Source organism: Roseovarius aestuariivivens (assembly GCF_004761875.1).
Taxonomy (GTDB): Bacteria; Pseudomonadota; Alphaproteobacteria; order Rhodobacterales; family Rhodobacteraceae; genus Roseovarius; species Roseovarius aestuariivivens.
Window position 1 is genome coordinate 63,084 of record NZ_SJEY01000006.1, and the last position, 24,635, is coordinate 87,718.

Consider the following 24,635-nt stretch of genomic DNA (forward strand, 5'->3'; position numbering starts at 1 on the left):
CAGCTTCCGGATGGGCAGGGGCGTTGCCTTGACGCCGCGCCTTGCCTAAAAGCCCTGCATGACAAAAGACGCAGTCCAGACACAGTCAGACCAAGCACAGTTCAGCGTGCGTGTTGCGAAGGATGCCGAAGACCTTCGCAGGGCACAAAGGCTACGCTACGACGTCTTCGTTGAAGAATTGGGCGGCGACGGTCCGCTTGTCGATCACACCGCCCGTCTGGAACGCGACCGTTTCGACGAGATTTTCGATCATCTGATCCTAGCCGACGAAATCCGTCACGGCGAAATTGTCGGCGTCTACAGGCTGATGCGCGACGATCAGGCGCGGGAAACCGGGCAGTTCTACTCCGAAGACGAATATGACCTTAGCGCTCTGAAGTCCTCGGGCCGGCGATTGATGGAACTGGGGCGGTCCTGTCTGGCCAAGGGATACCGTGGCGGGACCGCCATGTACCATCTCTGGACGGGCCTTGCGCAGTATATCGCGAAACACGAGATCGAGATCTTGTTCGGCGTAGCCAGCTTTCACGGCACCGATGCCAAGGCTTTGGCACAACCGCTATCGCTGTTGCATCACCGGCATCTTGCGCCGGAAACGTTGCGAGTCAGGGCCCTTGCACCGCATTTCCAGCGCATGGACCTTTTGCCCGAAAATGCGATCGACAGACGCGCGGCGATGCTGCAGGTGCCATCGCTGATTAAGGCCTACTTGCGGCTAGGCGGCTTCGTTGGAGAGGGGGCGTTTATAGACCACGCGTTCAACACGACAGATGTCTGTCTCGTCATGGACACGGCGCGCCTAAGTGAACGTCAGAAAAGTATTTATTCCAAAGGTGTTGGTGCGTGAGCTTCACGTGGAATTCGGACGACAGACCGGCAACTTTGCGCGTAACGCCGACGGGTTGGATCCGGGTTGGCCTGCGCGGGGGCGCGATCGTGACCGTGCTCGGTCTCGGCGTGCTGGTGTCCGCTTTGCTACGTTTGCCAGAGCGTCAGCTGCACGGCACGCAAAGACCTTGGACAGCACCAGTGACCCGACACGCAATGCGAACCATCCTGCGATGCATCGGTCTGCCTTTGCATCAGCAGGGCTCGCCAATGAAAGCCCATGGCGCAGTGGTGTCCAACCATATCTCTTGGCTGGACATCGTGGCGCTGCACGGCTGTCAGCAAGTTGTGTTCGTGTCAAAATCCGAAGTCGCCGGCTGGCCCGGGATCGGTTTTCTGGCGCGCTTCGTGGGGACCGTTTTTATCCGGCGCGATCCGAAAGAAGCCCGCGCACAGCGCGACCGGTTGGTGCGGGCAATGGACGAAGGCGCCAAGCTGATGCTCTTTCCCGAGGGCACATCAACAGATGGCATGAGGGTTTTGCCTTTTAAATCAGCGCTTTTCGATATGATGTTTACGTCGGAGATGCACAAGGATCTGTTCGTGCAGCCGATCAGCCTTGTCTATGCTGCCCCGCCCAGTTCCAGTGATCCGCGGGTCTACGGATGGTGGGGCGACATGGATCTTGGGCCGCATTTGATTCAGGTGCTGGCACGCAGGCGACAGGGTGCGGTGCAGGTGACATTCCATCCGCCTCTCGCGGTGAGGGATTTCGCCGAAAGAAAGGCGCTTGCCCGGACCTGCGAACATATGATCCGTGAGGGTATGCCCAAAAGCCAGCGCGGGACGAACTAGGGGAAGACCGCGGCCAGAAGAGCCGCAAGCGCATCCTCTGGTGCCTCTGCCGACCAGATCTCGTCACCGATGCCGAAGAAATCGGTCACCGGAGCCAGACGGCGGACAAGTGCCACATCCAGCGCGCCTTCAGCTACGACCGGCACCTCGATCATCTGCGACCACCATTCAAAAAGTTCTGCTTCCGCCTGTGTGCCATCCCCTAGCGCCGTAGCACCCACTGGACCAAATGAGACATAGTCAGCGCCGGCCTCTCCGGCGGTCATGCCTTCGTGCCGAGACGCGCCGCAAAAACTGCCGACGATGGCATCGGACCCCAAGGCCTTGCGTGCGCGACGCACCGATCGCGCCCCATCGGTCAGATGCACGCCGTCAAGGCCCAGTCGTTCGGCCAGCACGAAATGCGTATCGATCACCAGCGCCACGTCCCGCGCCGTTGTCACCTCGCGGCAGGCATCGGCGGCGCGGCACAGTGTGTCTTCTTCATGGCTGGACAAAGCCAGACGGACGCACGCAGCCTCTTGCGCATCAAGCACGCGGGCCAGCTGGTTCGGAAAGCGCGACAGCTCGATTTCGGGTGGTGTGATGAGGTAGAGGCGGGGCGGCTCTTGGTCAGCCATCTGTCGTTGTCCTGTCTGTTTGGCGTTCCTATACCGGCTCTGCCGCTCAGAGGCCAGCACTCGGATGACCCGCAATCAAGTGACAGGAAATCTGGTCATTGATGGAAGCTTGGGGGCTTTTCCCTTTTCGGAAGAGAGCCTAAAGGGTCAGGCAGGAGGGCTTTGAATGCCAAGTGACAGCAATCAGCCGCACTTTGTTCTCGTGCGCCCGCAGATGGGTGAAAACATCGGCGCGGCGGCGCGGGCGATGTGGAATTTTGGTCTCGACCGTATGGTGCTGGTCAGCCCCCGGGACGGATGGCCCAATCCGCGCGCCGTGGCGATGGCCAGTGGCGCGGGTCGCCTTTTGGATGAGGCGGTGCTGGCGACGGATCTGCCTGAGGCGGTCGCCGGGGATCATTTCGTGATGGCCACGACAGCGCGGGTGCGCGGGCTGACCAAGCCCGTGTTCAGTCCCGAAGAAGCGATGCGGCAGGCTGCCGACCGCCTGGGGCGCGGCGAACGAGTGTCGGTGCTTTTCGGTCCCGAGCGCGCGGGGCTTGAAAACGAGGATGTGGCGCGCGCAAATGCGATCATTTCGGTTCCGGTAAACCCCCAATTTCCTTCGCTTAATTTAGCCCAATGCGTTTTGCTTTGCGGTTATGAGTGGCGACGCGCAACGCAAGATGTTGCCGCCACTCGGACCGATATGGGTGGCACCGAGTGGGCCAGTCAGATCGAAATCGAAAAGCTTGCGGACCATTACGAAGACAGGCTCGATCAGGCAGGGTACTTCTTTCCGCCGGAAAAAGCGCCCGGCATGCAGGTGAACCTGCGCAATCTCTGGAGCCGGATGCCGTTGACTCGGGCCGATGTGCAGATGCTGCACGGCGTGCTGCGGCAAATGGTACGCTGGAAGGAGCGCGGTTGAAGCGCGGGCGCGAGGCGCGTATTTCTCGCACCAAAACCGTTGGAAAGGCACAGCGATGAGTACCAAGCGCGGCATTTTCGAAGAGGTCGGCGAGGGCACGGCGAAAGCTCAGCCGCCCAAGGGCGGCATGATCGATGCGGGCCGGCGCGGTGCGCGGGGCGCGGTGCGGATCTGGTTGATGATCCTTTTCGCGCTGGTGGTGGTGATGATCGCGGTAGGCGGTCTGACGCGGCTGACGGATAGCGGATTGTCGATCACGGAATGGCGGCCGGTGACCGGGGCGCTGCCGCCGATGGACGCGGCCGAATGGGAAAGCGAGTTCGAAAAGTACCGCGCAATCCCGGAATATCAGTTGCAAAACAAGGGTATGTCACTGTCCGAGTTCAAGGTGATCTATTGGTGGGAATGGGGTCACCGACAGCTGGGCCGGGTGATTGGTCTGGTGTGGGCACTTGGATTCGTTGGCTTTCTGGTGACGAAAAAAAACCCGCCGGGCTGGACCGGCAGATTGCTTTTGCTGGGCGCGCTCGGGGGCGCGCAGGGTGCGATCGGATGGTGGATGGTGTCCTCTGGCCTCACCGGCGAGATGCTTGATGTGGCGAGCTATCGGCTTGCCACGCATCTGGGCCTTGCCTTTGTTATCCTTGGATTTATCGCGTGGTATGTCATGGCGCTTGGCCGTGAGAAACGCGAGTTGATGCAGGCCCGGCGGTCGAAGGACCGGAAGCTTTTCGGCATGACGACGGGCCTGATGCACTTTGCCTTCCTGCAAATCCTTTTGGGCGCGCTGGTGGCAGGGATCGATGCCGGGCGCAGTTACACCGACTGGCCGCTGATGGCGGGCGGCGTCCTGCCGCCGGATTTCTGGATCGCCGAACTTGGCTGGCGCAACCTTTTCGAAAACCCCGGTTTTGTACAATTTGTACATCGTGTGACAGGCTATTTGCTCATTTTGTACGCCTTTGCCGTGTGGCTGAATAGCCGGAAAAGCGCGCATCGGATCACCGCCGGCGCGGTCACGGTCGCCTTCATGGCGCTGATCCTGCAAATCGTGCTGGGGATCATGACGGTGCTTTACATCGCGCCCTGGCACCTGGCGATCCTGCACCAGTTCACCGCCGTGGTGCTTTGGGTGTTGATCCTGCGCGCCCGGTTCCTGAGCCTTTACCCGCGCGCGCAGTCGGTAAGGGGGTAGGCCATGACCGCGTTTGACGAACTGATGGTTTTCGAGCGCGAAACGCAGGCGCTGGCGCGGGTGGCCGGGCGGCTGAGCTGGGATCAGGAGACCGTAATGCCCCGCGGGGCGGTCGGACAGCGCGCCGAGGAATCCGGCGCGATGGAAGCCGTGCTTCATGCCCGGCGCACCGATCCGCGCGTGGGCGCGTGGCTGGGCGATGCCCGCGCCCCGGACGCGGCGGGCGAGGCGCAACTGCGGCTGATCCGGCGCAGCTATGAACGAACGGTAAAAGTGCCGGCCGATCTGGCCACGGCTCTGGCCAAGCTCACGAGCCGGTCGCAAGGGATCTGGGCGGGTGCGCGCGCCGCAGATGACTTCAAGGCCTTTGCGCCGACGCTGGAGGAGGTCGTCCGCCTGAAGCGCGAGGAGGCCGCCGCGCTGGCGGACGGGGGCGATCTATACGACGCGATGGTCGACGATTACGAGCCGGGTGCCAAAGCCGCCGATCTTGCCGCGATCTTCGACGAGATGCGCCCGCGGCTGGTCGCGCTGCGCGAGCGGGCGCTGGGGGCGACCGAGGTGGCCCCGGTCCGCGGCGCGTTCGAGACCGACAAGCAGCTGCGCCTGAGCCGCGATCTGGCGGCGCTGTTCGGATATGATTTCGAGCGGGGGCGGATCGATCTTGCGGTGCATCCGTTCTCGTCCGGGTCGGGCGAGGATGTGCGGATCACCACGCGCGTGTCCGAGACCGATCCCTTCAATTGCCTTTATTCGACGATCCACGAGGTCGGCCATGCCTGTTACGAGCAGGGGATCGACCCCGCCTATCAGCTGACGCCCGTGGGGCAGGGCGTGTCGATGGGCGTGCATGAAAGCCAGAGCCGGATCTACGAGAACCAGCTGGGCCGCAGCCGGGCCTTCTGCCACTACCTTTACGGCCGGATGCGCGAGGTCTTCGGCGAGATCGGGGTGAAAAGCGAAGAAGATTTCTACCGAGTCGTGAACCGGATGCACCGCGGCTATATCCGGACCGAGGCCGACGAGGTGCAATACAACCTGCATATCATGCTGCGCTTTGACCTTGAGCGCGCGCTGATCGCGGGGGATCTGCAGGTTTCGGACCTGGAGGCTGCGTGGAACGACCGTTTCAAGGCCGATTTCGGCTATGCGGTCGACCGGCCCGCCAACGGGGTGCTGCAGGATGTGCACTGGTCCGTGGGGCTGTTCGGGTATTTCCCGACCTACAGCCTTGGCAATGTCTATGCCGGGTGTCTGCACGCGGCGCTGCGGCGCGAGGTGCGAGACCTTGACGGCCAGTTGGCGCAAGGGGATCTGTCGGCGGCAACGACCTGGCTGCGCGCGCATGTGCAACAACACGGCGGACTTTACCCGCCGCGCGAGGTGATTGCCCGCGCCTGCGGGGCAGAGCCGGGGGCGGGCCCGCTTCTGGACTATCTCGACGAGAAGTTCGGCGCGCTTTATCCCTGAGCCGTAAAAGCCCTGCGTCGCGCGGTGTGCGTTGGTCTTAGTAGCCGTTGGGGTTGCCCGGCAGCACGGTGCCTGTTCCAAGGTCTTCGCCATCCTTGATCCAGGTCACGGTTTCGCCGTCGATCTTCAGCCCCCAGCATTCTGCCGGGCCTTCGCCATAGTCGAAACACATGGTGTCGCCTTCGATGCTCCACGCGCCGGTGTAGCTTTCGGCGCGGATCGTGCCGTCGGATTGGTAGAACTCGGTATAGGCCCCGGAACTGTCCATGCTGCCCTGCACGGTGTTGCCGGTGATCGTGTCCGCGATCTGCGCGCCTGTGGCCAGCTCTGCGGCCCAGAGTGGCGTGGCGAGGAGGGCAAATGGCATAGCGAGACGTGTGACTTTCATAGCATTTCTCCCTTTGGATATTCCAAGGAAAGATGCGGCGGCATGCCCCGGGATCAATAGCCCGAGGCCTTGTGCCCGAAAAACACCTTGGTCAGATCCTCGGTGATCTGCCACGTGACGCGGCTTTGATCGCGAAGGAAAAGCGTCGTTCCGGGGGCAAGCGGCTGGGTCGTGCCGGTGGCGTGATCGGTCAGTGTTCCCTTGCCCGCAAGCACGGTCATCAGCTCGTCGCCCTGTTCGGTGCAGGCGAATGTGCCGGCGGTGCAGTGCCAGATCCCCGTGCGCGTGGCATGGCCCGGCCCGCCCGCGTCGAGCCGGCCCGAGGCGCGCGGCGCGCCGCAAAGGATCTCGTAGGCGCTTTCAGGCGCGTCGAACGGCCATTGCGTGAGCGAGGCGGGGTCCGGGACGGTGTCGTAGCGGATCATGGTCATTGCATCCGCAGCGCGCCGTCGAGGCGAATGACCTCGCCGTTGAGATAATCGCATTCCACGATGAACCGCGCGAGGGCGGCGTATTCCGCCGGATCGCCCAGCCGCCGGGGGAAGGGGACATCGGCGGCCAGCTGATCCTGCACCTCTTGCGGCAGGCCCTTGAGCATGGGCGTGGCGAAGATGCCCGGCGCAATGGCCATGACGCGGATCCCCTCGCGCGTCAGATCGCGCGCCATTGGCAGGGTCAGGCCCGCGATCCCGCCCTTCGACGCCGCATAGGCGGTCTGGCCCTTCTGCCCGTCGAAGGCGGCGATGGAGGCGGTGTGGATGATCACGCCCCGCGTGCCGTCGGGGGCGGGCGGGTTGTCGGCGATCGCCTGCGCGGCAAGCCGGGCAACATTGAAAGAGCCGGTCAGGTTGATGTCGATCGTGCGCCGGAAGGCGGCGAGGTCGTGCGGCCCGTCGCGCCCGAGCGTTTTTTCCCCGGTGGCGACGCCCGCGCAGTTAATGGCGGCGGTGATCCGGCCCATGGCGCCCGTGGCGGTGGCGATCGCGGCTTTGACCGAAGCCTCGTCGGTCACGTCGGTCTCGACAAAGGTCGCGCCGATCTCTTCTGCAAGGGCCGCGCCTCGCGCCGCGTCGCGGTCGAGCAGCGTGACCGCCGCGCCCTCGGCGCGGAAATGGCGGGCGGTGGCCTCGCCGAGGCCGGAGGCCGCGCCGGTGATCACGGCGGCGGTGTCGGTGATGCGCATGGGCTGTCCTTTCGGAAGGAAGATGACCGGTGCCTGCAGGTAGCCCGCCCGCGCGAGGCTGTCAAAGACGCGCGCGAAAGCGGCGTGCGGTCAGGCCGAGGCCCAGGACGGTGATCACGATTCGGAAGATATGATGCAGGGTGACGAAGGCCGGGTTGGCCTGCAGCGACAGCGCGACAAGCGCCATCTCGGTCACGCCGCCGGGGGCGAAGCTGATGAGCATGACATCGACCGGCTGATCGAGCGGGCCGGCCAGCACGAGCGCGAACGCTGCCGAAAGCGCCATCATCCCGGTGACCGAGACCAGCGTGAGACCGAGCCCGCGCAGGATGAGCCCGCGCGACAGCCCGGAAAACCGCATGCCGAGCGCGGTGCCGACGACGACCTGCGCGACATTGACGAGCCATTGCGGGATGTCGAGCTGCGCCAGGCCGGTCAGGCTCAGGAGCGCGGCGACGGCGAGCGGCCCGGTGAGCTGTTTTGCCGGCAGGCGCAGCGCCCGGCCAAGCGCGAGCCCCGCCGCCCCGGCGGCCACGATGATCGGCAGGGCCGACCAGGGCACCGCGCCGCGCGAAAGAGTCATGCCGGCGGAACTGCCGACCGGCTCGCCCAGCCACAGGGACAGACCGATGGGCAGGCAGGTCACGACGACGATAATACGCAGGAACTGATGCAGCGTGAGCCGCGCGGGATCGGCGCCGGCCTCTTCGCCGAGCGCGATCGATTCGAAGAGCCCACCCGGCGTGGCCGAGTAGAAGGCGGTGGGCCGGTCATAGCCGCCGAGATGTCGCAGCACCGCGTAGCCAAAGCCATGCGCCAGCACCGCGAAGAGCGTTAGCGCGGCGAAACTGAGCGCCAGGCGCGGGGCCGCCGAGAAAAGCTCGGACGTCACCTGCGCGCCGATCATCAGGCCGATGACGGCTATGAAGACGAGCCGCAGCGCGGGCGGAAAGCGATAGCCTTCGGGCAGGCGATGGGGCAGGCCGGTCGCCACCGCGCCCGACACCAGCAGCGGCCCGATGAGGAAAGGCAGCGGCAGCCCAAGCCGCGCCGCCGCGAGCCCGGCGAGACCGGAAAGGGCCAGAAGACCAAGAGTGGCAAGGACGCGCGTCATGGCGTCTATCAATCACCCGCGCGCGCCGGGAGCAAGAGCGGCAGAAAGACCGTCCGCGCCGCCGGGTTTGGCGGAATATGAGTGTTTTCTCCGCGACGAAGGCGGGGCGCCGCACGTTTTATCACTCTGTACAGGCCCTGGCGGGCAGGCTGTCAGGCGAAAGAGACGGTCTTGGAGAACGGCATCTCGCGCAGGCGCTGCCCCGTGACCGCGAAGATCGCGGCTGCCAGCGCCGGGGCGGCGGGGGCCACGGGCGGCTCGCCGATGCCCTTGACCTCGGGGCCGGTCTCAAGACCGCGCACCGCGATCTCGGGACTTTGCGGCAGGCGCAGGGACGGGTAGGTGTCGAAATTGTCCTGTTGGGCGCGGCCCGTCTCATAGGTGATTTCAGAGAACATCGCGTGGCCGAGCCCGAAGATCACGCCGCCCGCGACGAGATTCTCGAAATTGACAGGATCGACGACGCGGCCCACCTCGGCGGCGACCCAGACGCGCGACACGCGCAGGCCGCTGTCGGTCTGACGGACCTCGACCACCTGTGCGCAGGGCACGCCGAAGGAATGCGTCAGCGCCACGCCGCGCCCGAGGCCCGCGCCGGGGACCGGGCCTGACCAGTCCGACATCTCGGCCACGGCCTCGAGCACCGCGCGGGCGCGGGCATCGGTGCAGAGACGCAGGCGTTCTTCGAGCGGGTCGGCGCCCGCAGCATGGATCAGCTCATCGAGGCCGGCATTATAGAAAAACCCGTTCGACGACGCCCCGACCGAGCGCCAGGAGGAGATCGGGGCCAGCTCCGGCGCGCGGTAGCCGGTGACGCGGTGATGCGGGATCGAAAACGGCTGCTCGAACGCGCCCGCCACGATCTGGCTGTCGGGGCCTTGAAAGGGCATCCCCTGACGCGACAGTTGTGATGCAAAGACAGAGGGCATGGCGATAGACAGATCGAACGCCTCGACCCGTCCGTCCGAGACCGCGCCGCCCATCCGCGCCATCGCGATCTGGCGCGGGAAATCGTGGGTCATGTCCATTTCGCGGCTATAGGTCAGCTTGATAGGCACGCCTTTCATCTGCAGCGCAATCTCGGTGGCGTGCTTGACGACCTCATCCTCGAGCCGGTGGCCAAAGCTGCCGCCGATCATCTGGGCGTGGACGGTGACGGCCTCGGCCTTCAGCCCGGCGAGGCGGGCGACATTGGCCTGCACGAAACGCGGGATCTGCGTGCCGGTCCAGACCTCGGCCTCGGTGTCGGTCACGCGCACGACGGCGCAGAGCGGCTCGAGCGGCGCATGGGCGAGATAGGGCGCGCGGTACTCGGCCTCGATCACCTCGGCCTCGGCGAGGGCGCTCTCCACGTCGCCGTCATCGCGCTTGCGGCTGTCGAGACGGTCTTCGGTAAAGCTGTCCGCGAGGGCCTGCCAATGCGCCGCCATGGTTTCTGGCATGGGCGCTTCGGGCCAATCGGCCGCGATCGCCTTTGCCCCCTTGAAGGCGTGCCACGTGGTGTCTGCCACGATGCCCAGACCGCCGGTGATCTCGATCACCGATTGCACTTGCGGGATCTCGAAGGCCTTGGCGGTGTCGTATTTGCCCAGTTCACCGCCCTGAGCCGGATTGAGCAGCACGGTGGCGTGCATCATGCCGGGCACGGTTACGTCGATGCCGTAGGTCTGCGTGCCGGTGGATTTTGCACGGATGTCAAGCCGCTGTGTCGGCTTGCCGATCAGCCGCCACTGGCCGGGCTTGCGCAGCGGCACGTCCGTGACCGGGTCGATCGTGGCGGCGGTGGCGGCAAGATCCGTGTAGGGCAAGCGGGTTCCGTCGGGCAGGAGCACCGCACCGCCCGCCGTGGTGAGCTGCGCCAGCGGCGTGCCGGTCGTCTGGGACGCGGCGCGCTTGAGCGTTTCGCGGGCACTGGCCCCGGCGGCGCGCAGAGGTGTGAACGCATCCGGAATAGTGGTGGAGCCGCCGGTGATCTGCAGGCCGAGGAATTTCGACGCGGCCGCGACGGTCGTGGTGGCGGCGCCGTGCAGGATCCCGTCGCCGGGTGCGAGGAAGGCCGCGGCCTCATCCGCCAGGGCGCGGTTCCAATAGGCCACCGAGGGCGTGCCGGGATCGGTCGCGATCTGGTCGAGATCGACATCGAGCTCTTCTGCGATCAGCAGCGCCTGCGCGTGCGTGGCACCCTGGCCCAGATCGGCCCGGGGTGTAATAAGCGTGATCCCCTGCAGCGTTATGAGCACGTAAGGCGTCAGCGCCGCTTCGCCGTCGTTGAGGCTGGCCAGAAGCGGGTTGCGATAGGGGGTGTGATAGCGCCAGACGCCGAAGGCGATGCCGCCGGCAAGAGCGGCGCCCCCGGCGAGAAACGTCCGGCGAGCGATCTTTTTCGCGCGGCTCATGTCTTCTGCTCGCGCATCTTGGCGGCGGCGAGGCGCACGGCGGCGCGAATGCGCGGATAGGTGCCACAGCGGCAGAGATTGCCTTCCATGGCGCTGTCGATGTCGTCATCGGTGGGATCCGGGAGCTCGGCCAGAAGCGCGGCGGCCTGCATGATCTGGCCCGACTGGCAATAGCCGCACTGCGCAACCTGGGTTTCGATCCAGGCGGCCTGAACCGGGTGGGGGGCATCGGGCGTGCCAAGGCCCTGAATGGTGGTGACGGGCCCCCAGACGTCACCCGCCGGCACCTGGCAGCTGCGCACGGCCACGCCGTCGATATGCACGGTGCAGGCGCCGCATTGGGCAATGCCGCAGCCGTATTTGACGCCGGTCAGCCCGAGAAGATCGCGCAGAACCCAAAGCAGGGGCATGTCGGGATCAGCGTCGACCTCGACGGTGCGGCTGTCGATCTTCAGTTGCATCAGGCCCTCCGTATACCCGCCCCAAGATAAACCGTGCGGTTCAGTTTTCCAAGTGCCGCGTCGGTCTAGCGCACCAGAAGATCGAGCGGTTGACGTGAGAGACGTTCGCAGCCCGTCTCGGTCACCAGCACGCAATGACCCGGGCACATGGCCAGTCCCGCGTCGGCATCCATCAGGATCATGTGCAGAAAGAACACCTGCCCGGCCTGCATGGGCAAGGGATTGCCGTCGTAGAACATCGGGAAATCGACCCAGATCGGGTTGTAGACCGCGCCCATGCCATAGCCGCAGGCCTGCATCCGGGCCTCGTTCAGGCCGTGGGCGTCAAGCGTCTCGGCATGGGCGGTGAAGACGTCGCCCATGGGCGCGCCAGGCCGGATCGCGGCCTCGCAGACCTCGAGCGCGGCGGTGGCGCCCGCGTGCATATGGCGTTGACGGTCGGAGGGCGTGCCGATGATGACGGTGCGCATCATCGCGGCGTGATAGCGGGCATAGGCCCCGGCCCATTCCCAGGTCATCTGGTCCTGCGCGTCGAGATGGCGGCGGCCCGAATGGTACCGGCTGAGCAGGGCCGAGGGACCGGACCCGAGGATGAATTCATTGCCCGCATAGTCGCCGCCGCCGCGAAAAACCGCGCCCTGCATGGCGGCCAGGATATCGCCCTCGAACGCGCCGGCGCGGGTTTCGGCGAGGCCTGCATCCATCGCATCATCGGCCAGTTCGGCGGCGCGGCGGTGCATGGCGATCTCGGCGGGCGACTTGACGCGACGCAGCGCGCGGATCAGGCCCGAATGATCGATGATCTGGGGCAGGGCGGCGCGCAAGAGGCGGCCATTGTGATCGGTCAGGCCGACGGTGTCGCCCTCATACCCGAGGCGGGCATCCGCGAGGCCTAGATCCGACAGCAGGTTGCGCAGATGCGCCGCGGGGTTGGAGCCCTCGTATTGCGGCCAGACATGGATCTTGTCCTCGGCCAGTGTCGAGGTCAGCCGCGCCTGAAGCCGGTCGGGCATGCGGGTCAGAAGGCGGATGTCGCCCGAGGCCGTCAGCACCATGGCCTGGAACATCGCGAAGCCGAACGTGTCGTACCCGGTCAGCCAGAAATGGCTTTCGGGAGCGAAGAGAATCAGCGCGTCGAGGCCGGTGTCCTGCACGGCAGCCGTGGCGCGGGACTGACGGGCGGCGTATTCCTCGGCGTCGAAGTGAAAGGGCATGGTGTTTCTTTCGGACTGTGAAACGGTCGTGGGGCGAGCAGAGCGCGATTGCGGCGCGCAATCAACGGGCAAATGCGGTCAGCGCACCGGAAATCCGTGTCTGCCCGGGCGCTCTGGCTTGAAGCGGTCTGAGACCTGTGGTTATCGGGCATCTGCGCGCACGGTTCAGGCAGGAGACAGATCATGACGCAAATGCAGGACCCGGTCGCGCCGCAGGCGGTGCGCCTGATGGACAAACCCAACTGGGTCTACCTTTTGCGGGAATTCGAAACGCTTTACCGACATGGATCGAACGGCGGCAGCGTGGCCATCCGCAGCCACCGCAAGAGGGTGCGCGACCGGTTGTCGGCGGTGCTGACGCGCAATCCCGAGATCCTGTCGCGGGAGCGTGCGCAAAAGCCGGTGACGGCGCATTTCGCACGGGCGCTCGACCTGGGTGAGCGCGGAGGCATGCAAGGCATGGCGCGCGCGCTGCGCGAGGTGCGCACCGCGCTGACCTGGGAATACGGTTACGACAAGGTGCCGCGCGGGCTAAGCCAGAAATACGCCTATTGCGAGATCCTTGGCCCCAATGGCCCGGTTATGGCCGGCGACCTGGTGCTGGGGTTCGTGCTTTTCGCCCCGAAAACGACCTATCCGCAGCACAGCCATCACGAAATCGAGGAAAGCTATATCTCGGTCGCTGGCGCCTGGTCGGAAAACAACGGTGCGGTCTATGCGCCCGGATCGCTGATCCTCAACCGGCCCGATCACGAACATCGGATCACCACGGGCGAGCGCGAACCGGTTCTTTTGGCCTATGCGTGGACCGGCCCGCCCGAGCGTCTGGCGAATCCGGGCATGAAGCTGACCATGGGGCGCAAGCCGAAAGGATAAGGGCGGAGTTGCCAAACGGCCGCCTGGTGCGTCACAGTGGGACGATCCAGCAGAAGGAATGCACTATGCCCTCGTATCGGATGCCCCTGATTTTCGCCCTCATCGGCGCGTTTGCCGGGGCCGTCGGCTATGGTCTCTCGACCCTTGCGGGCCGCGATCTTGGCGCGTCTTTCCTGACGATTGTGCTTGCCGGGTCGATCGGCGGGATGATCGGCGGTTGGCTGCGGCAGCGACGCGAAAAATAGCGCCTTAGCCCGAGCAGCTGGCCCCGCCTAGAACGCAGAACTTGGCGCAATGCGGATGATTGAGCGCCACGTCGCGCTCGGCCTCTTCCAGGGTCGTGCCCATCTCGAAACGGCTGTCATAGGGCAAAAGCGTGCAGGCCAGCACCGCAGGCGTGTCTGCGCCCTTGCGTTTGACCACCATGCGCGAGGACGCGCACATCACGCTTTCGGGCGATTTTCCCAGGATGGACCAGCAGGCTGTGGTGATCTCAGGCACTTCGGCGGCTTCATCCATTTCCGGGAAAAGAACCGTCATTCCGGGGTCTTGCGCGTCGATTTTGAAGTTGTGACGCGCATAGAGCGCGGCATAGGAGGCGCGGCTTTCTTCTTCGGTTTCGCCCCAGACGGTGCGGCCCGCCACGGCCATGCGTGCGCCGATGTCGCGCAACCATTGCATGCCTTCCAGCGTGCGGGCGAAGGCGCCCTTGCCGCGTTCCGCGTCATGGTTGGCCTCGTCCCAGTGATCGACCGAGACGCGCAAGGTGAGCTTGTCGCCGTAAGCCGTGACAAGCTCTTGCAGGCCGGCCTTCACGCGCTTGCGCATCATCGGGCGCATGGCGTTGGTGAGCACCAGCACGTCATAGCCGCGCTTGAGGGGCGCGCGCACAATCTCGATAATATCGGGGTTCATGAAGGGCTCGCCGCCGGTGAAGCCGATCTCGGTCACGCCCCAGCCGCGTGCATCCACCTGGTCAAGATAGTCTTCGACCTCGGCTGTCGTGATATAGACAAGCCGGTCATTGTCGGGCGAGCTTTCGATATAGCAGTTCAGGCATTCGATATTGCACAGCGTGCCGGTGTTGAACCAAAGCGTCTGAGGAGCCGTCAGCGCCACCCGCGCCCGTGCCGAACCGTCCGCGGTGACCTCGGGATCGTTGAATTTTCCGGCATTGGCGCCCGGATCGGCGGCGTCCTTCATCGATTAGGTCCCGAAATCATTTGCTTTCCGCGCGTAACCTGTAATTTCTTGGCACAAAAGTCGAGACGGGCGTGGTGACAGTGTCGTGAACCGCACCAAGACGCCGTCCAAGGGAGATTTCATGGTATCGCGCGTCATTCCGGTGGACAGCTTCGACCTGGTGATCTTTGGCGGCACGGGGGATCTGGCCCGCCGCAAGATCCTTCCCGGGCTGTTCCGGCGGTTCCGCGCGGGTCAGATGAGCGCCGAGTCGCGGATCATCGGCGCGGCGCGCAGCGAGATGGATGCGGATGGCTATCGCGCCTTCGTGCGCGAGGCGGTGGCGGAATTCGATCCCGACAGCGAAGGCGATGCCGAGCATCTGGAGCGGTTTCTGGCGCGGCTCGACTACGTGACGCTTGACGCCAAGGGCGAGGAGGGCTGGACGGATCTGGCCGGGCTGTTGCGCGCCGGCGTGGTGCGGGCGTTCTATTTCTCGGTGGGGCCGGCGCTTTTCGGGGCGTTGGCCGAGCGGCTGCATGCCCACGAGATTGCCAGCCCGGACTGCCGGATCGTGGTCGAGAAGCCCTTTGGCCGGGATCTGGAAAGCGCGCGCGCGCTGAACCGGACGCTCGCGCAGCATTTCGAGGAAACACAAATCTACCGGATCGATCACTACCTCGGGAAGGAAACGGTGCAGAACCTGATGGCGATCCGGTTCGGCAATATGCTGTTCGAACCGCTTTGGAACAGCCAATACGTGGATCACATCCAGATCACCGTGGCCGAGGAGGTGGGCGTCGGCGGGCGCGGGGAATATTATGACCGCTCGGGCGCGATGCGCGACATGCTGCAGAACCACATGATGCAGCTTTTGTGCCTGATCGCGATGGAGCCGCCCGCGAAATTCGCCCCCGATCCGGTGCGCGACGAGAAGCTGAAGGTTATCCGCGCGCTCGACCCGGTGGCGCGGGAGGACGTGGTGCGGGGCCAGTACGAGGGCACGCGAGACCAGAATTCGTATCGCATCGAGGTGGGCAATCGCGACAGCCTGACCGAAAGCTTCGTGGCGATCCGCGCACGGATCAGCAACTGGCGGTGGGCGGGCACGCCATTCTACCTGCGCACGGGCAAACGACTACGCGACCGCGCGAGCGAGATCGCGGTGGTGTTCAAGGACGCGCCGCATTCCATTTTCGGCGCCAAGGCGGGCCATCACCGCAATATCCTGACGATCAAGCTGCAACCCAACGAGGGGATTGAGCTGGGTGTGACGATCAAGGAGCCCGGACCGGGGGGTATGCGGCTGGTCGATGTACCGCTCGACATGACCTTTGCCGACGCGCTGGGGCCGGAAGAGGCGGATTTCCCGGATGCCTATGAGCGGCTGATCATGGACGTGATCCGGGGCAACCAGACGTTGTTCATGCGCGGCGACGAGGTGGAGGCCGCCTGGGGTTGGGTCGATCCGATCATTGCGGACTGGACCGAGGCGGGCGAGGCGCCGCTGCCCTATGCCACGGGCAGTTCGGGCCCCGATGACGCTCTGATGCTGATGCATCGCGACGGGCGGCGCTGGCGGGAGATCCGGGCATGAGACTGATCGAGTATGCCGATGACGAGATGATGGCGATGGATCTGGCCAACGCCCTGGCCGAGGACCTGACCAGCGCGCTAGACCATGAGGACCGCGCGCTGTTGTGCGTGGCAGGCGGCAGTACGCCCGGGCCGGTCTATGACGATCTGTGCGATGCCGACCTGGACTGGAGCCGCGTCGATGTGATGCTGAGCGACGAGCGCTGGGTCCCCGAGGATCACGCGCGGTCCAACACCGCGATGATCCGCACGCGCCTGCTGACCGGGCGGGCGTCGGCGGCGACCTTTCTGCCGCTCTACATGGCCGCAAAAACGCCCGAACCTGTTCTGGCGGAGCTGGAAACCAATATCCTGCCGCGCCTGCCCATCGCGGTTCTGTTGCTGGGCATGGGGGCGGACGGGCACACGGCCTCGCTCTTTCCCGGTGCCGACCGGCTGGAGGAGGCCCTGGCGCCCCGCGCGCGGGTGCTGGTGCCGATGCGCGTGCCGGGGCAGGAAGATATTCGGCTGACGGTGTCGGCGCGGGTGCTGAACGGGGCGATGGCCAAGCATATCGTGCTGACCGGATCCGAGAAGCGCGCCGTGCTTGACCATGCGAAGGGGGCTGACCCGAGCGAGGCCCCGGTGGCGGCGCTTCTGGGGGACGCGCTGGTGCATTGGGCGCCGTGAGCGCGGACGCCCGGGCGACGACACCGCGACCCGAAGCTGCGCATGGGATGAACGGGAAGATCAGGAGCCGCATATGTGGGAGACACTGAAAACGGAAACCGGAAGCCGCATTTCGGCATTGCTGGAAGACCCGACGCGGGCGCAACGGTTTTCGGTCTCAGGCGACGGCATCCTCTTTGATTATTCGAAGACCACGATGACCGACACGGCGCGCGCGGCCTTGCTTTCGCTGGCCGAGACGCGCGGTGTTCCGGCGCGGCGCGACGCGATGTTTTCGGGCGAGATCATCAACGAGACGGAAGGCCGCGCGGTCCTTCATACCGCGCTGCGAAAGCGTGACGCCGGACCCGTGACCGTCGACGGCGAGGACGTCATGCCGGGGGTGTGCGCCACGCTGGCACGGATGGAGAGCTTTGCCGGCGCGGTGCGCGATGGCAGCTTTCGCGGGCAGGGCGGCGCGATCACGGATGTGGTCAATATCGGCATCGGCGGATCGCATCTTGGCCCGGAGATGGGCGCGCTGGCGCTGGCGCCCTATCATGACGGGCCGCGCTGTCATTTCGTGTCGAATGTCGACGGGGCGGATATCGCCGATTGCCTGGAAGGGCTCGATCCGGCGACGACGCTGGTCATTGTCGCCTCGAAAACCTTCACCACCATCGAAACGATGACCAATGCCGAGACCGCGAAGGCATGGATGGCGCGCAAGGTTAGCGATCCGGCGGCGCAATTCGCGGCCCTGTCGACGGCCGGCGACCTGACCGCAGCTTTCGGGATCGACCCCGATCGGGTCTTCGGCTTCGCGGATTGGGTCGGCGGGCGCTATTCGATGTGGGGTCCCATCGGACTTTCCTTGATGATTGCGATCGGACCTACGCGGTTCACGGAATTCCTGGCCGGGGGCGCGGCGATGGACACCCATTTCCAGGAGGCGCCCCTGGACCGGAACATGCCCGTGATGCTGGCGCTGACCGGCCTTTGGCATTCCCATGTCTGCGGCTATCCCACCCGGGCCGTGCTGCCCTATGACCAGCGGCTTTTGCGACTGCCGGCCTATCTGCAGCAGCTGGAGATGGAGAGCAACGGAAAGAGGGTGACAATGGAGGGCGCGCCGCTTGACCAGGGCGGGCCGGTTGTCTGGGGCGAGCCGGGAACGAACGGGCAGCACGCGTTCTATCAATTGATCCATCAGGGCACGCAGGTGGTACCCTGCGAGTTCATGGTCGCCGCCCAAGGCCATGAGCCGGATCTGGCGCATCATCACCGGCTGCTGCTGGCCAATTGCCTGGCGCAGTCCGAGGCCCTGATGCGAGGGCGCAGCCTGAGCGAGGCGCGCGATATGATGGCCGAGGCAGGATTTGAAGGCGATGAGCTGGAACGGCAGGCGGCACATCGGGTCTTTCCCGGCAACCGGCCGTCGAGCACGCTGATCTACGACCGGCTGACGCCTTACCGGCTGGGCCAGATCGTGGCGCTCTACGAACACCGGGTGTTTGTCGAGGGGGTTATCCTTGGGCTCAACTCTTTCGACCAATGGGGTGTCGAGCTTGGCAAGGTGCTGGCCACGGAAATGGCGCCGCTTCTGACGGGCGACCCCGCGGACGGGAAGGATGGCTCGACCCGCCAACTGATTGACTTCGTGCGAACACACACAGGCAGGTGAGCCATCCAACGGCGCGTTGCGAGCGCCTGGCCGGTCCGATTCCGGACGGGCTTGCCTATAAGCACGAACGAGCGCCGAAAAGGTTTCAAAAAACTTTAATTTTTTGTCGCGGATCAGGCGCGGGGTATGTCGAAGCCGTCGGGTGCGAGGGTGAAATTCTCGAACTCGAAGCCCGGCGATACGGTACAGCCGACCAAAGTGAAGTCGCCTGTCGAGCGCGCCATCTGCCAGTGATGGGGTGGAACAAGGATTTGCGGCATCTGATCCTCGGCAAGGTCGGGGCCGAGCACATGATCGGTGGCGAGGCCGTCATCCGTGGCCGAGATCGACAGAACAAGCGGCGCACCGGCGTAGAAATGCCAGATCTCGCCCGCGTCGACCTTGTGCCAGCGATTGTTGTCCTGTCCGCGAAGCAGAAAATATATCGCTGTGCCGGTGGCACGTCCCGCGTTGTCCGCCCGCCAGGTTTCACGAAAGAACCCGCCCTCTGGATGTGGGGCGAGGTTCAGGCGGGCGATGATCTCGTCGGCGGTCATGATGGTCGGGCTCCTGTGCAGCTTGATCCGTGGCGAAGGCCGCTATGTTCTTGTGCAAGGAGAGCTAGCATGACCGAGGACGAGTACAGAACCCGCATTCTGACCATGGCCAAGCAATGCGCCGTCGAGGAAGAGGACGACCGGGCCGCGGCGGTGCGGCGCGGCTGGCTGGATGATGACGGGGCTTCCACGGCGTCGGGCCGGGCCCTGATCGACGAGCTGGACGGGCAAGTCGGAGCACGCAGCGTGTTCCGCCACGTGCCCTGACGCATCAGCGCAGAATCGATCGACCGGCGTATTCGGCCGTCTCGCCAAGCGCTTCTTCGATGCGGATAAGCTGATTGTACTTGGCCAGCCGGTCGGAACGCGCAAGGCTGCCGGTCTTGATCTGCCCGCAGTTGGTGGCGACGGCCAGATCCGCGATGGTGGCATCCTCGGTCTCGCCCGAGCGGTGCGACATCACGTTGGTGTAGCGGGCGCGATGGGCCATGTCGACGGCTTTAAGAGTTTCCGTCAAGCTTCCGATTTGGTTGACTTTTACCAGCATGGAGTTGGCGACGCCGCGCTTGATCCCGTCGGCAAGGCGCGTGGGGTTCGTGACAAAAAGATCGTCGCCCACAAGCTGCACCTTGTCGCCGATCTTGTCGGTCAGAAGCTTCCAGCCGTCCCAGTCATCCTCGGACATGCCGTCCTCGATGGAGATGATCGGATAGTCGGAGACGAGCGCAGCGAGGTAGTCGGCGTTCTCTTCCGGTGACAATGATTTATCTTCTCCAGCAAGGACATACTTGCCGTTCTTAAAGTATTCCGTCGCGGCGCAGTCGAGCGCAAGATAGATGTCTTCGCCCGGTTTGTATCCGGCCTTTTCGATAGACTTCAGGATGAAATCCAAAGCCTCGCGGGTGGAGCCGATATTGGGGGCGAAGCCGCCCTCGTCGCCGATGCCAGTGGAAAGACCGGCCGCCGACAGCTCTTTCTTCAGGGTGTGGAAGACCTCGGCCCCCATGCGCACGCCGTCGCGGATCGTGTCGGCGCTGACAGGCATGATCATGAATTCCTGAATGTCGATCGGGTTGTCGGCATGTTCGCCGCCGTTGATGATGTTCATCATCGGAACGGGAAGAATGCGCGCCGAGGTGCCGCCCACGTAGCGGTAGAGCGGCTGCGCGGTGAAATCGGCGGCGGCCTTGGCCACGGCGAGCGAGACGCCCAGGATGGCATTCGCCCCGAGGCGGCCCTTGTTGGGCGTGCCGTCGAGTTCGATCATGGTTTCGTCGATGGCAACCTGCTCGGTCGCGTCGAACCCGGCCAGGGCCTCGGCGATCTCGCCATTGACGGCGGCGACGGCCTCGAGCACGCCCTTGCCCATGTACCGGGCCTTGTCGCCGTCGCGCTTTTCCACGGCCTCGTGCGCACCGGTGGACGCGCCCGACGGCACGGCGGCACGGCCCATGGTGCCGTCTTCAAGGATGACATCGACTTCGACGGTCGGATTGCCCCGGCTGTCGAGAATTTCGCGCGCGTGAATGTCGAGTATGAGACTCATGGAAAAAGGCTCCGGCTGGTAAGGTTGGCTGTGGTCTAACAGCCTGCGGGTATATTGCAACGGGCATGATAGCGCTAACGGCCATATGACGCAGGCTATGGCGCGGCCCGCGCAAGCCGGCGCTCGCGCAGGAAGGTATAAAGCCCAGTGGCAATGATGAGCGCCGCGCCAAGCAGGGTCAGGACATCCGGGCGTTCGCTAAAGATGACGATGCCGACCAGCAGCGAAAACAGAAGCCGCGTGTAGCGAAAGGGCGTGACGACCGAGGCATCACCGATGCGCATGGCGGTGACGATGCAGTAATAGGCCGCTGCACCGAAGAGAACGGCGCAGGCAAGCATGGCCCATCCAAGCGTCTTGGGTGCAACGGGGGCGTCGCCGGTGATGGCCAGCAGGATCAGACCGGCGGGTACGACGATCGCGAAGCCCTGGAACGAGATGACGGTCGAGGGGACCGTGATGTCTATGCGCCGGGTGATGAGGTCGCGCGTGGCGACCATCACGACCGAGACCAGCACGAAAAGCGCCTGCGGCTCGAACCCGTCAAGGCCGGGGCGGATGATCAGCAGAACACCGGAAAAGCCGAGGATAATGGCCGTCCAGCGGCGCCAGCCGACGTCTTCGCCTAGAAAAAGGGCGGCGCCCATCGTGATGGCGAGCGGCGTGGTCTGAAAGACCGAGGCAACGATAGAGATATCGACGCGCGAGAGCGCCGTGGCAAAGAAGATCGCCGCCAGCGCCTCGCACAGGGCGCGCACCAGAAAGGCAGGCCGCCAGGCCGCACGGGTCAGAATTCGGTGGCCGCTGAGACGGGCGACACCAGCGAACACACAGGCGCAGCCGAAGCCGAGAACGATCAGGATCTGGCCGACCGGCATATCCTGTGACAGCCGCTTTATAAATGTGTCCTCGATCGTGAAGGCCGCCATGGCGACGACGACCAGGATAATGCCGCGCAGGTTGTCCATCGGGCCTCCGGTCAGATGCATGACGCAGACCGCTTAGGCCCTGACCCATCGGAACACAAGCCGCGCTCAGCGTTTGCGGATCGGCACACCGTAGAGTTCGAGCCGGTGGCCCTTGAGCTTGTAGCCAAGCTTTTCGGCGATCTTTTCCTGCAGTGCCTCGATCTCGGGATCGACGAATTCGATCACCTCGCCGGAATTCATGTCGATGAGATGGTCGTGATGATCACGTTCGGCATCCTCGTAGCGCGCGCGCCCATCACCGAATTCCAGTTTGTCGAGGATCCCGGCCTCTTCGAAAAGCTTCACGGTGCGGTAGACCGTGGCGATGGAGATGTTGGGATCGCGGCCCGAGGCGCGGGCATAGAGCTCTTCGACATCCGGATGATCCTCGGAGTCCTCGAGCACCGAGGCGATGGTACGCCGCTGATCGGTCATGCGCAGGCCCTTGGCCTCGCAACGGTCGGTGATAGTGTCGGACATCGGGAGGTCTCCGGCGTTGGTCGGCCTGCGGTGTAGGCTATTTCGCGGCGAATCGGAAGCCCGTCTCAGAACCATCGCTTGTAGCGGAATAGCAGGGCCAGAACCGCCGCCGCGACGACCGAAACGCCAAGCAAAAGCCAGAAGGCCGGCGCCCAGTTGGTGCCCGGCATGCCCGCGACGTTCACGCCGAAAAGGCCCGACACAAAGGTGAGCGGCAGGAAAATCGCAGCGATCACCGACAGAAGGTAGCCGTTGCGCTGTTGCCGGCTGGCGGCGGTCATGTCCAGGTGTTCGGCCAGCGCGGTGAGACGGTCGCGGGCGGCTTCGAGTTCTTCCACGGACCGGGTGGCGCGGTTGGCGGTTTCGGCCAGTTGCGCGCGGGCCGCCTCGGCGGTGCCATTAAGGGCGGGCAGAGCGCGTGCGGCTTCGTGCAGGGCCACGGCCATGGGCCCGACATGACGGCGCATCCGGATGGTGGCGCGGCGCATCTGCGCCAGATCGGAGATATCTGGCGTGGTTTCATGCGCGCCGTCGAAAACGCGTTCTTCCATCTCGTCGACCCGGTCTTCGAGATCGAGGCTGACATCCTCGATCCGCTCGATCAGCTCGTGCGAGAGCCGCAGGAGAAGATCCGCGGGCGAGGCAGGCGCGCGGCCCGCCTCTGCATCCTCCAGCACGGCCCTGAGCGCGAAGACTGGACGGTGGCGCAGGGTTATGGCGAGGCCGGGTGCAACATAGGTGCGCAGCGACACCATGTCGTCCACGTTCTGTTCGGGATTGAGGTTCACCCCGCGAAGAATCATCAGCATGCCATCGCCGGACACCACCGTGCGGGGCCGGGTTTCGGCCTGCAAAAGCGCCTGCGCGACAAGGGAAGGCAGATGCGCGCGGCACCAGTCCGCGATCTCGGGATCCTCGGGCGAACCGACGATCCAGAGATAATCGCCGGGCGCACCGGGATCGGCGGGATCATGGGCACGGGCATGCCCATCGGGCGAAACGAGAAGGCGCTGGATATCGGTCATGGGATGGTGGGGTCCGCTCTGGCTTTTTCCGCGTGGCATAGGACGAGTGTCGGGGGCGGTGCAAGCAGGTTGGGCGTGCTCAGGCGGCCGGGGTGAATTCAGCCCAGACCGGCAGGTGATCCGACGCGATCTGCGCCGGATTTTCGGCATGATGGTCGAAGGCCTGCACCTGCAGGCGGTCGCAATGCGCGATCCGGTCGAGCCGGGCGACAGGACGCGGCGCGGGAAAACTGGGCGGGGTGGGCAGGAAGCGCAGACCCGGGGCGGCCCGTTCGAGCCAGCTTGAGCGACGCCATTCGTTGAAATCCCCCGCCAAAACGGTGGGCATGGTGGGTGCGCGGTCCAGATAGCGCGTGATGGTGGAAAGTTGCAGCCGCCGATACCGGCGGACCAGCCCCAGATGCAGGCCAACCACCCGCAGCGGACCGACCGGCGTATCCAGCTCGGCCAGGATCGCGCCGCGCGGCTCGAGCCCCGGCAGGTCGAGATGGGCGGTGCGGATGATGTTGAGACCGGGACGCGCGAGCATCGCGTTGCCGTGCCATCCGATGGAGCCACCGGGCGCCCCGAAAGGCAGAATGCGCCATCCCTCGGCCTCGGCCATGTCGTGGGGCAGGGCGGCCGGACGGGGGGCGAGACGCTTGTCAGCTTCCTGCAGGACGACAAGATCGGCCCCGGTGGCGGCGATCACGTCAAGCGTACGCCCGGGACGCCGGCGCATGTCGAGCCCGACGCATTTCTGAAGGTTGTAGGTTGCAATTCGGACCGCCGGGGCTTTCATGGGGACAGATTACCAAGTGCTCGGAAGGATACCACCCGGTGTTTGCCGAACAGACATGGCTGGCGCGGATCATCTGGATGGCGCTTCTGGCCGTTGCCGGATGGGCGCTTTTGCAGTGGCGGCTCGAACTGGCCTTTGTCGCGCTGGCGACGCTGGTGGTGTCGCTGATGCCGGTTGTGGTGGCCCGCTGGACGGAAATCCACGTGCCGCCCAGCTTCATCGCCGCGGTCGTTCTGTTCGTCGGCGGGACGTTGTTTCTGGGAGAGGTCTTTGACTTCTACGAACGTTTCTGGTGGTGGGACGTGGCGATGCATGGCGGTTCGGCGGTGGGATTCGGCCTGATCGGGTTCGTGCTGGTCTTCATGATGTTCCAAGGCGACCGGTTCGCCGCGCCGCCGCTGCCGATGGCGTTTCTGGCTTTCTGCTTTGCCGTGACGATCGGCACCGCGTGGGAAATCTTCGAGTTCGCGATGGACCAGGCCTTTGGCCTCAACATGCAGAAATCGGGGCTGCGCGACACGATGGGCGATCTGATCGTGGACGTGATCGGCGCGGTCACTGGCGCCGCCGTTGGCTATGCCTATCTCAGGGGGCAGGCCCGGGGCGGTCTGGCGGCAATCATCGACGAGTTCGTCGAGCGCAATCCAAAGTATTTTCGCCGCCTGCGGAAGAAGTGACC

The 24,635-nt window shown here is 64.9% G+C and carries 27 protein-coding genes; 12 read left to right on the forward strand and 15 right to left on the reverse strand.

Features of this window, described 5'->3' with window-relative positions; translation table 11 throughout:
- The first annotated feature begins 58 nt into the window (after positions 1–58).
- Together olsB and olsA are read left to right on the forward strand one after the other, a co-directional pair.
- Positions 59–847 (forward strand): L-ornithine N(alpha)-acyltransferase, encoded by a 789-nt coding sequence (olsB, locus tag EZV60_RS10945; RefSeq protein WP_135505387.1) that lies wholly within the window; start codon positions 59–61, stop codon positions 845–847.
- Positions 844–1,683 carry a lyso-ornithine lipid O-acyltransferase gene (gene olsA / locus EZV60_RS10950; RefSeq protein WP_135505389.1) on the forward strand — a complete coding sequence of 280 codons (840 nt, stop codon included), beginning with the start codon at positions 844–846 and terminating at the stop codon, positions 1,681–1,683. Before olsB ends, olsA begins: the two co-directional genes overlap by 4 nt.
- On the opposite strand, the gene EZV60_RS10955 is transcribed toward olsA, so the two are convergent.
- On the reverse strand, positions 1,680–2,303 hold the full coding sequence (locus tag EZV60_RS10955; protein ID WP_135505391.1) for a thiamine phosphate synthase: 624 nt from the start codon (positions 2,301–2,303) through the stop codon (positions 1,680–1,682). The genes olsA and EZV60_RS10955 overlap by 4 nt on opposite strands.
- 166 nt (positions 2,304–2,469) lie before the next feature.
- Between EZV60_RS10955 and EZV60_RS10960 the strand changes: the two genes are divergently transcribed.
- Genes EZV60_RS10960 through EZV60_RS10970 form a run of 3 tightly spaced genes read left to right on the forward strand, consistent with a single transcriptional unit; the run spans position 2,470 to position 5,878 of the window.
- Positions 2,470–3,213 carry an RNA methyltransferase gene (locus EZV60_RS10960; protein ID WP_135505393.1) on the forward strand — a complete coding sequence of 248 codons (744 nt, stop codon included), beginning with the start codon at positions 2,470–2,472 and terminating at the stop codon, positions 3,211–3,213.
- A gap of 55 nt (positions 3,214–3,268) precedes the next feature.
- Positions 3,269–4,408 (forward strand): heme A synthase, encoded by a 1,140-nt coding sequence (gene ctaA / locus EZV60_RS10965; protein ID WP_135505394.1) that lies wholly within the window; start codon positions 3,269–3,271, stop codon positions 4,406–4,408.
- Between the two features lie 3 nt (positions 4,409–4,411).
- Positions 4,412–5,878 (forward strand): carboxypeptidase M32, encoded by a 1,467-nt coding sequence (locus EZV60_RS10970; protein ID WP_135505396.1) that lies wholly within the window; start codon positions 4,412–4,414, stop codon positions 5,876–5,878.
- Positions 5,879–5,915: 37 nt separating this feature from the next.
- Here the strand turns inward: EZV60_RS10970 and EZV60_RS10975 are convergent, their stop codons facing one another.
- From EZV60_RS10975 to EZV60_RS11005, 7 genes are all read right to left on the reverse strand, one after another.
- Positions 5,916–6,266, reverse strand: a complete 351-nt coding sequence (locus EZV60_RS10975) for a hypothetical protein (RefSeq protein WP_135505398.1) — start codon at positions 6,264–6,266, stop codon at positions 5,916–5,918.
- 53 nt (positions 6,267–6,319) lie between these two features.
- Positions 6,320–6,691, reverse strand: a complete 372-nt coding sequence (locus EZV60_RS10980; protein WP_167853510.1) for a cupin domain-containing protein — start codon at positions 6,689–6,691, stop codon at positions 6,320–6,322.
- Between the two features lie 2 nt (positions 6,692–6,693).
- On the reverse strand, positions 6,694–7,449 hold the full coding sequence (locus EZV60_RS10985) for an SDR family NAD(P)-dependent oxidoreductase (protein WP_135505402.1): 756 nt from the start codon (positions 7,447–7,449) through the stop codon (positions 6,694–6,696).
- A 61-nt stretch (positions 7,450–7,510) separates the two neighbouring features.
- Positions 7,511–8,563 (reverse strand): AbrB family transcriptional regulator, encoded by a 1,053-nt coding sequence (locus EZV60_RS10990; RefSeq protein WP_135505404.1) that lies wholly within the window; start codon positions 8,561–8,563, stop codon positions 7,511–7,513.
- 152 nt (positions 8,564–8,715) lie between these two features.
- A complete protein-coding gene (locus EZV60_RS10995; RefSeq protein ID WP_135505406.1) occupies positions 8,716–10,959 on the reverse strand; it encodes a xanthine dehydrogenase family protein molybdopterin-binding subunit in 2,244 nt (747 codons plus the stop codon).
- On the reverse strand, positions 10,956–11,420 hold the full coding sequence (locus EZV60_RS11000) for a (2Fe-2S)-binding protein (RefSeq protein WP_135505408.1): 465 nt from the start codon (positions 11,418–11,420) through the stop codon (positions 10,956–10,958). The genes EZV60_RS10995 and EZV60_RS11000 overlap by 4 nt, the downstream gene beginning before the upstream one ends.
- 65 nt (positions 11,421–11,485) lie before the next feature.
- A complete protein-coding gene (locus EZV60_RS11005) occupies positions 11,486–12,634 on the reverse strand; it encodes a M24 family metallopeptidase (protein ID WP_135505410.1) in 1,149 nt (382 codons plus the stop codon).
- A 192-nt stretch (positions 12,635–12,826) separates the two neighbouring features.
- Between EZV60_RS11005 and EZV60_RS11010 the strand changes: the two genes are divergently transcribed.
- A complete protein-coding gene (locus tag EZV60_RS11010; protein WP_425353568.1) occupies positions 12,827–13,510 on the forward strand; it encodes a dimethylsulfonioproprionate lyase family protein in 684 nt (227 codons plus the stop codon).
- 65 nt (positions 13,511–13,575) lie between these two features.
- Positions 13,576–13,755, forward strand: coding sequence for a hypothetical protein (locus EZV60_RS11015; protein WP_135505414.1), 180 nt, complete (start codon positions 13,576–13,578; stop codon positions 13,753–13,755).
- Positions 13,756–13,759: 4 nt separating this feature from the next.
- On the opposite strand, the gene EZV60_RS11020 is transcribed toward EZV60_RS11015, so the two are convergent.
- Positions 13,760–14,713 (reverse strand): radical SAM protein, encoded by a 954-nt coding sequence (locus tag EZV60_RS11020; RefSeq protein WP_135505416.1) that lies wholly within the window; start codon positions 14,711–14,713, stop codon positions 13,760–13,762.
- Positions 14,714–14,834: 121 nt separating this feature from the next.
- Here EZV60_RS11020 and zwf point away from each other — a divergent pair, with 121 nt between their 5' ends.
- The 3 genes from zwf (at position 14,835) to pgi (ending at position 18,620) form a co-directional block, all read left to right on the forward strand.
- Positions 14,835–16,289, forward strand: a complete 1,455-nt coding sequence (gene zwf, locus EZV60_RS11025) for a glucose-6-phosphate dehydrogenase (RefSeq protein WP_135505418.1) — start codon at positions 14,835–14,837, stop codon at positions 16,287–16,289.
- Positions 16,286–16,957 carry a 6-phosphogluconolactonase gene (gene pgl / locus EZV60_RS11030; RefSeq protein ID WP_135505420.1) on the forward strand — a complete coding sequence of 224 codons (672 nt, stop codon included), beginning with the start codon at positions 16,286–16,288 and terminating at the stop codon, positions 16,955–16,957. Before zwf ends, pgl begins: the two co-directional genes overlap by 4 nt.
- A gap of 73 nt (positions 16,958–17,030) precedes the next feature.
- Positions 17,031–18,620, forward strand: a complete 1,590-nt coding sequence (gene pgi, locus EZV60_RS11035; RefSeq protein WP_135505422.1) for a glucose-6-phosphate isomerase — start codon at positions 17,031–17,033, stop codon at positions 18,618–18,620.
- 113 nt (positions 18,621–18,733) lie between these two features.
- Here the strand turns inward: pgi and EZV60_RS11040 are convergent, their stop codons facing one another.
- The gene (locus EZV60_RS11040; protein WP_135505424.1) at positions 18,734–19,156 is read right to left on the reverse strand and encodes a cupin domain-containing protein; all 423 of its coding nucleotides are present in this window, start codon (positions 19,154–19,156) and stop codon (positions 18,734–18,736) included.
- A 69-nt stretch (positions 19,157–19,225) separates the two neighbouring features.
- Between EZV60_RS11040 and EZV60_RS11045 the strand changes: the two genes are divergently transcribed.
- Complete coding sequence (locus EZV60_RS11045) at positions 19,226–19,423, forward strand: hypothetical protein (protein WP_135505426.1); 198 nt, start codon at positions 19,226–19,228, stop codon at positions 19,421–19,423.
- A 4-nt stretch (positions 19,424–19,427) separates the two neighbouring features.
- Here EZV60_RS11045 and eno read toward each other — a convergent pair whose 3' ends face one another.
- The 5 genes from eno to EZV60_RS11070 form a co-directional block, all read right to left on the reverse strand.
- Positions 19,428–20,702 carry a phosphopyruvate hydratase gene (gene eno / locus EZV60_RS11050; protein ID WP_135505428.1) on the reverse strand — a complete coding sequence of 425 codons (1,275 nt, stop codon included), beginning with the start codon at positions 20,700–20,702 and terminating at the stop codon, positions 19,428–19,430.
- Between the two features lie 95 nt (positions 20,703–20,797).
- Positions 20,798–21,670, reverse strand: a complete 873-nt coding sequence (locus EZV60_RS11055; RefSeq protein WP_135505756.1) for a DMT family transporter — start codon at positions 21,668–21,670, stop codon at positions 20,798–20,800.
- Positions 21,671–21,736: 66 nt separating this feature from the next.
- Complete coding sequence (locus tag EZV60_RS11060; protein ID WP_135505430.1) at positions 21,737–22,150, reverse strand: Fur family transcriptional regulator; 414 nt, start codon at positions 22,148–22,150, stop codon at positions 21,737–21,739.
- Positions 22,151–22,215: 65 nt separating this feature from the next.
- Positions 22,216–23,175 carry a CorA family divalent cation transporter gene (locus EZV60_RS11065; RefSeq protein ID WP_167853511.1) on the reverse strand — a complete coding sequence of 320 codons (960 nt, stop codon included), beginning with the start codon at positions 23,173–23,175 and terminating at the stop codon, positions 22,216–22,218.
- Between the two features lie 79 nt (positions 23,176–23,254).
- Positions 23,255–23,956 carry an endonuclease/exonuclease/phosphatase family protein gene (locus tag EZV60_RS11070; RefSeq protein WP_135505434.1) on the reverse strand — a complete coding sequence of 234 codons (702 nt, stop codon included), beginning with the start codon at positions 23,954–23,956 and terminating at the stop codon, positions 23,255–23,257.
- Between the two features lie 38 nt (positions 23,957–23,994).
- Here EZV60_RS11070 and EZV60_RS11075 point away from each other — a divergent pair, with 38 nt between their 5' ends.
- The gene (locus EZV60_RS11075) at positions 23,995–24,633 is read left to right on the forward strand and encodes a DUF2238 domain-containing protein (RefSeq protein ID WP_135505436.1); all 639 of its coding nucleotides are present in this window, start codon (positions 23,995–23,997) and stop codon (positions 24,631–24,633) included.
- Positions 24,634–24,635 lie beyond the last annotated feature (2 nt).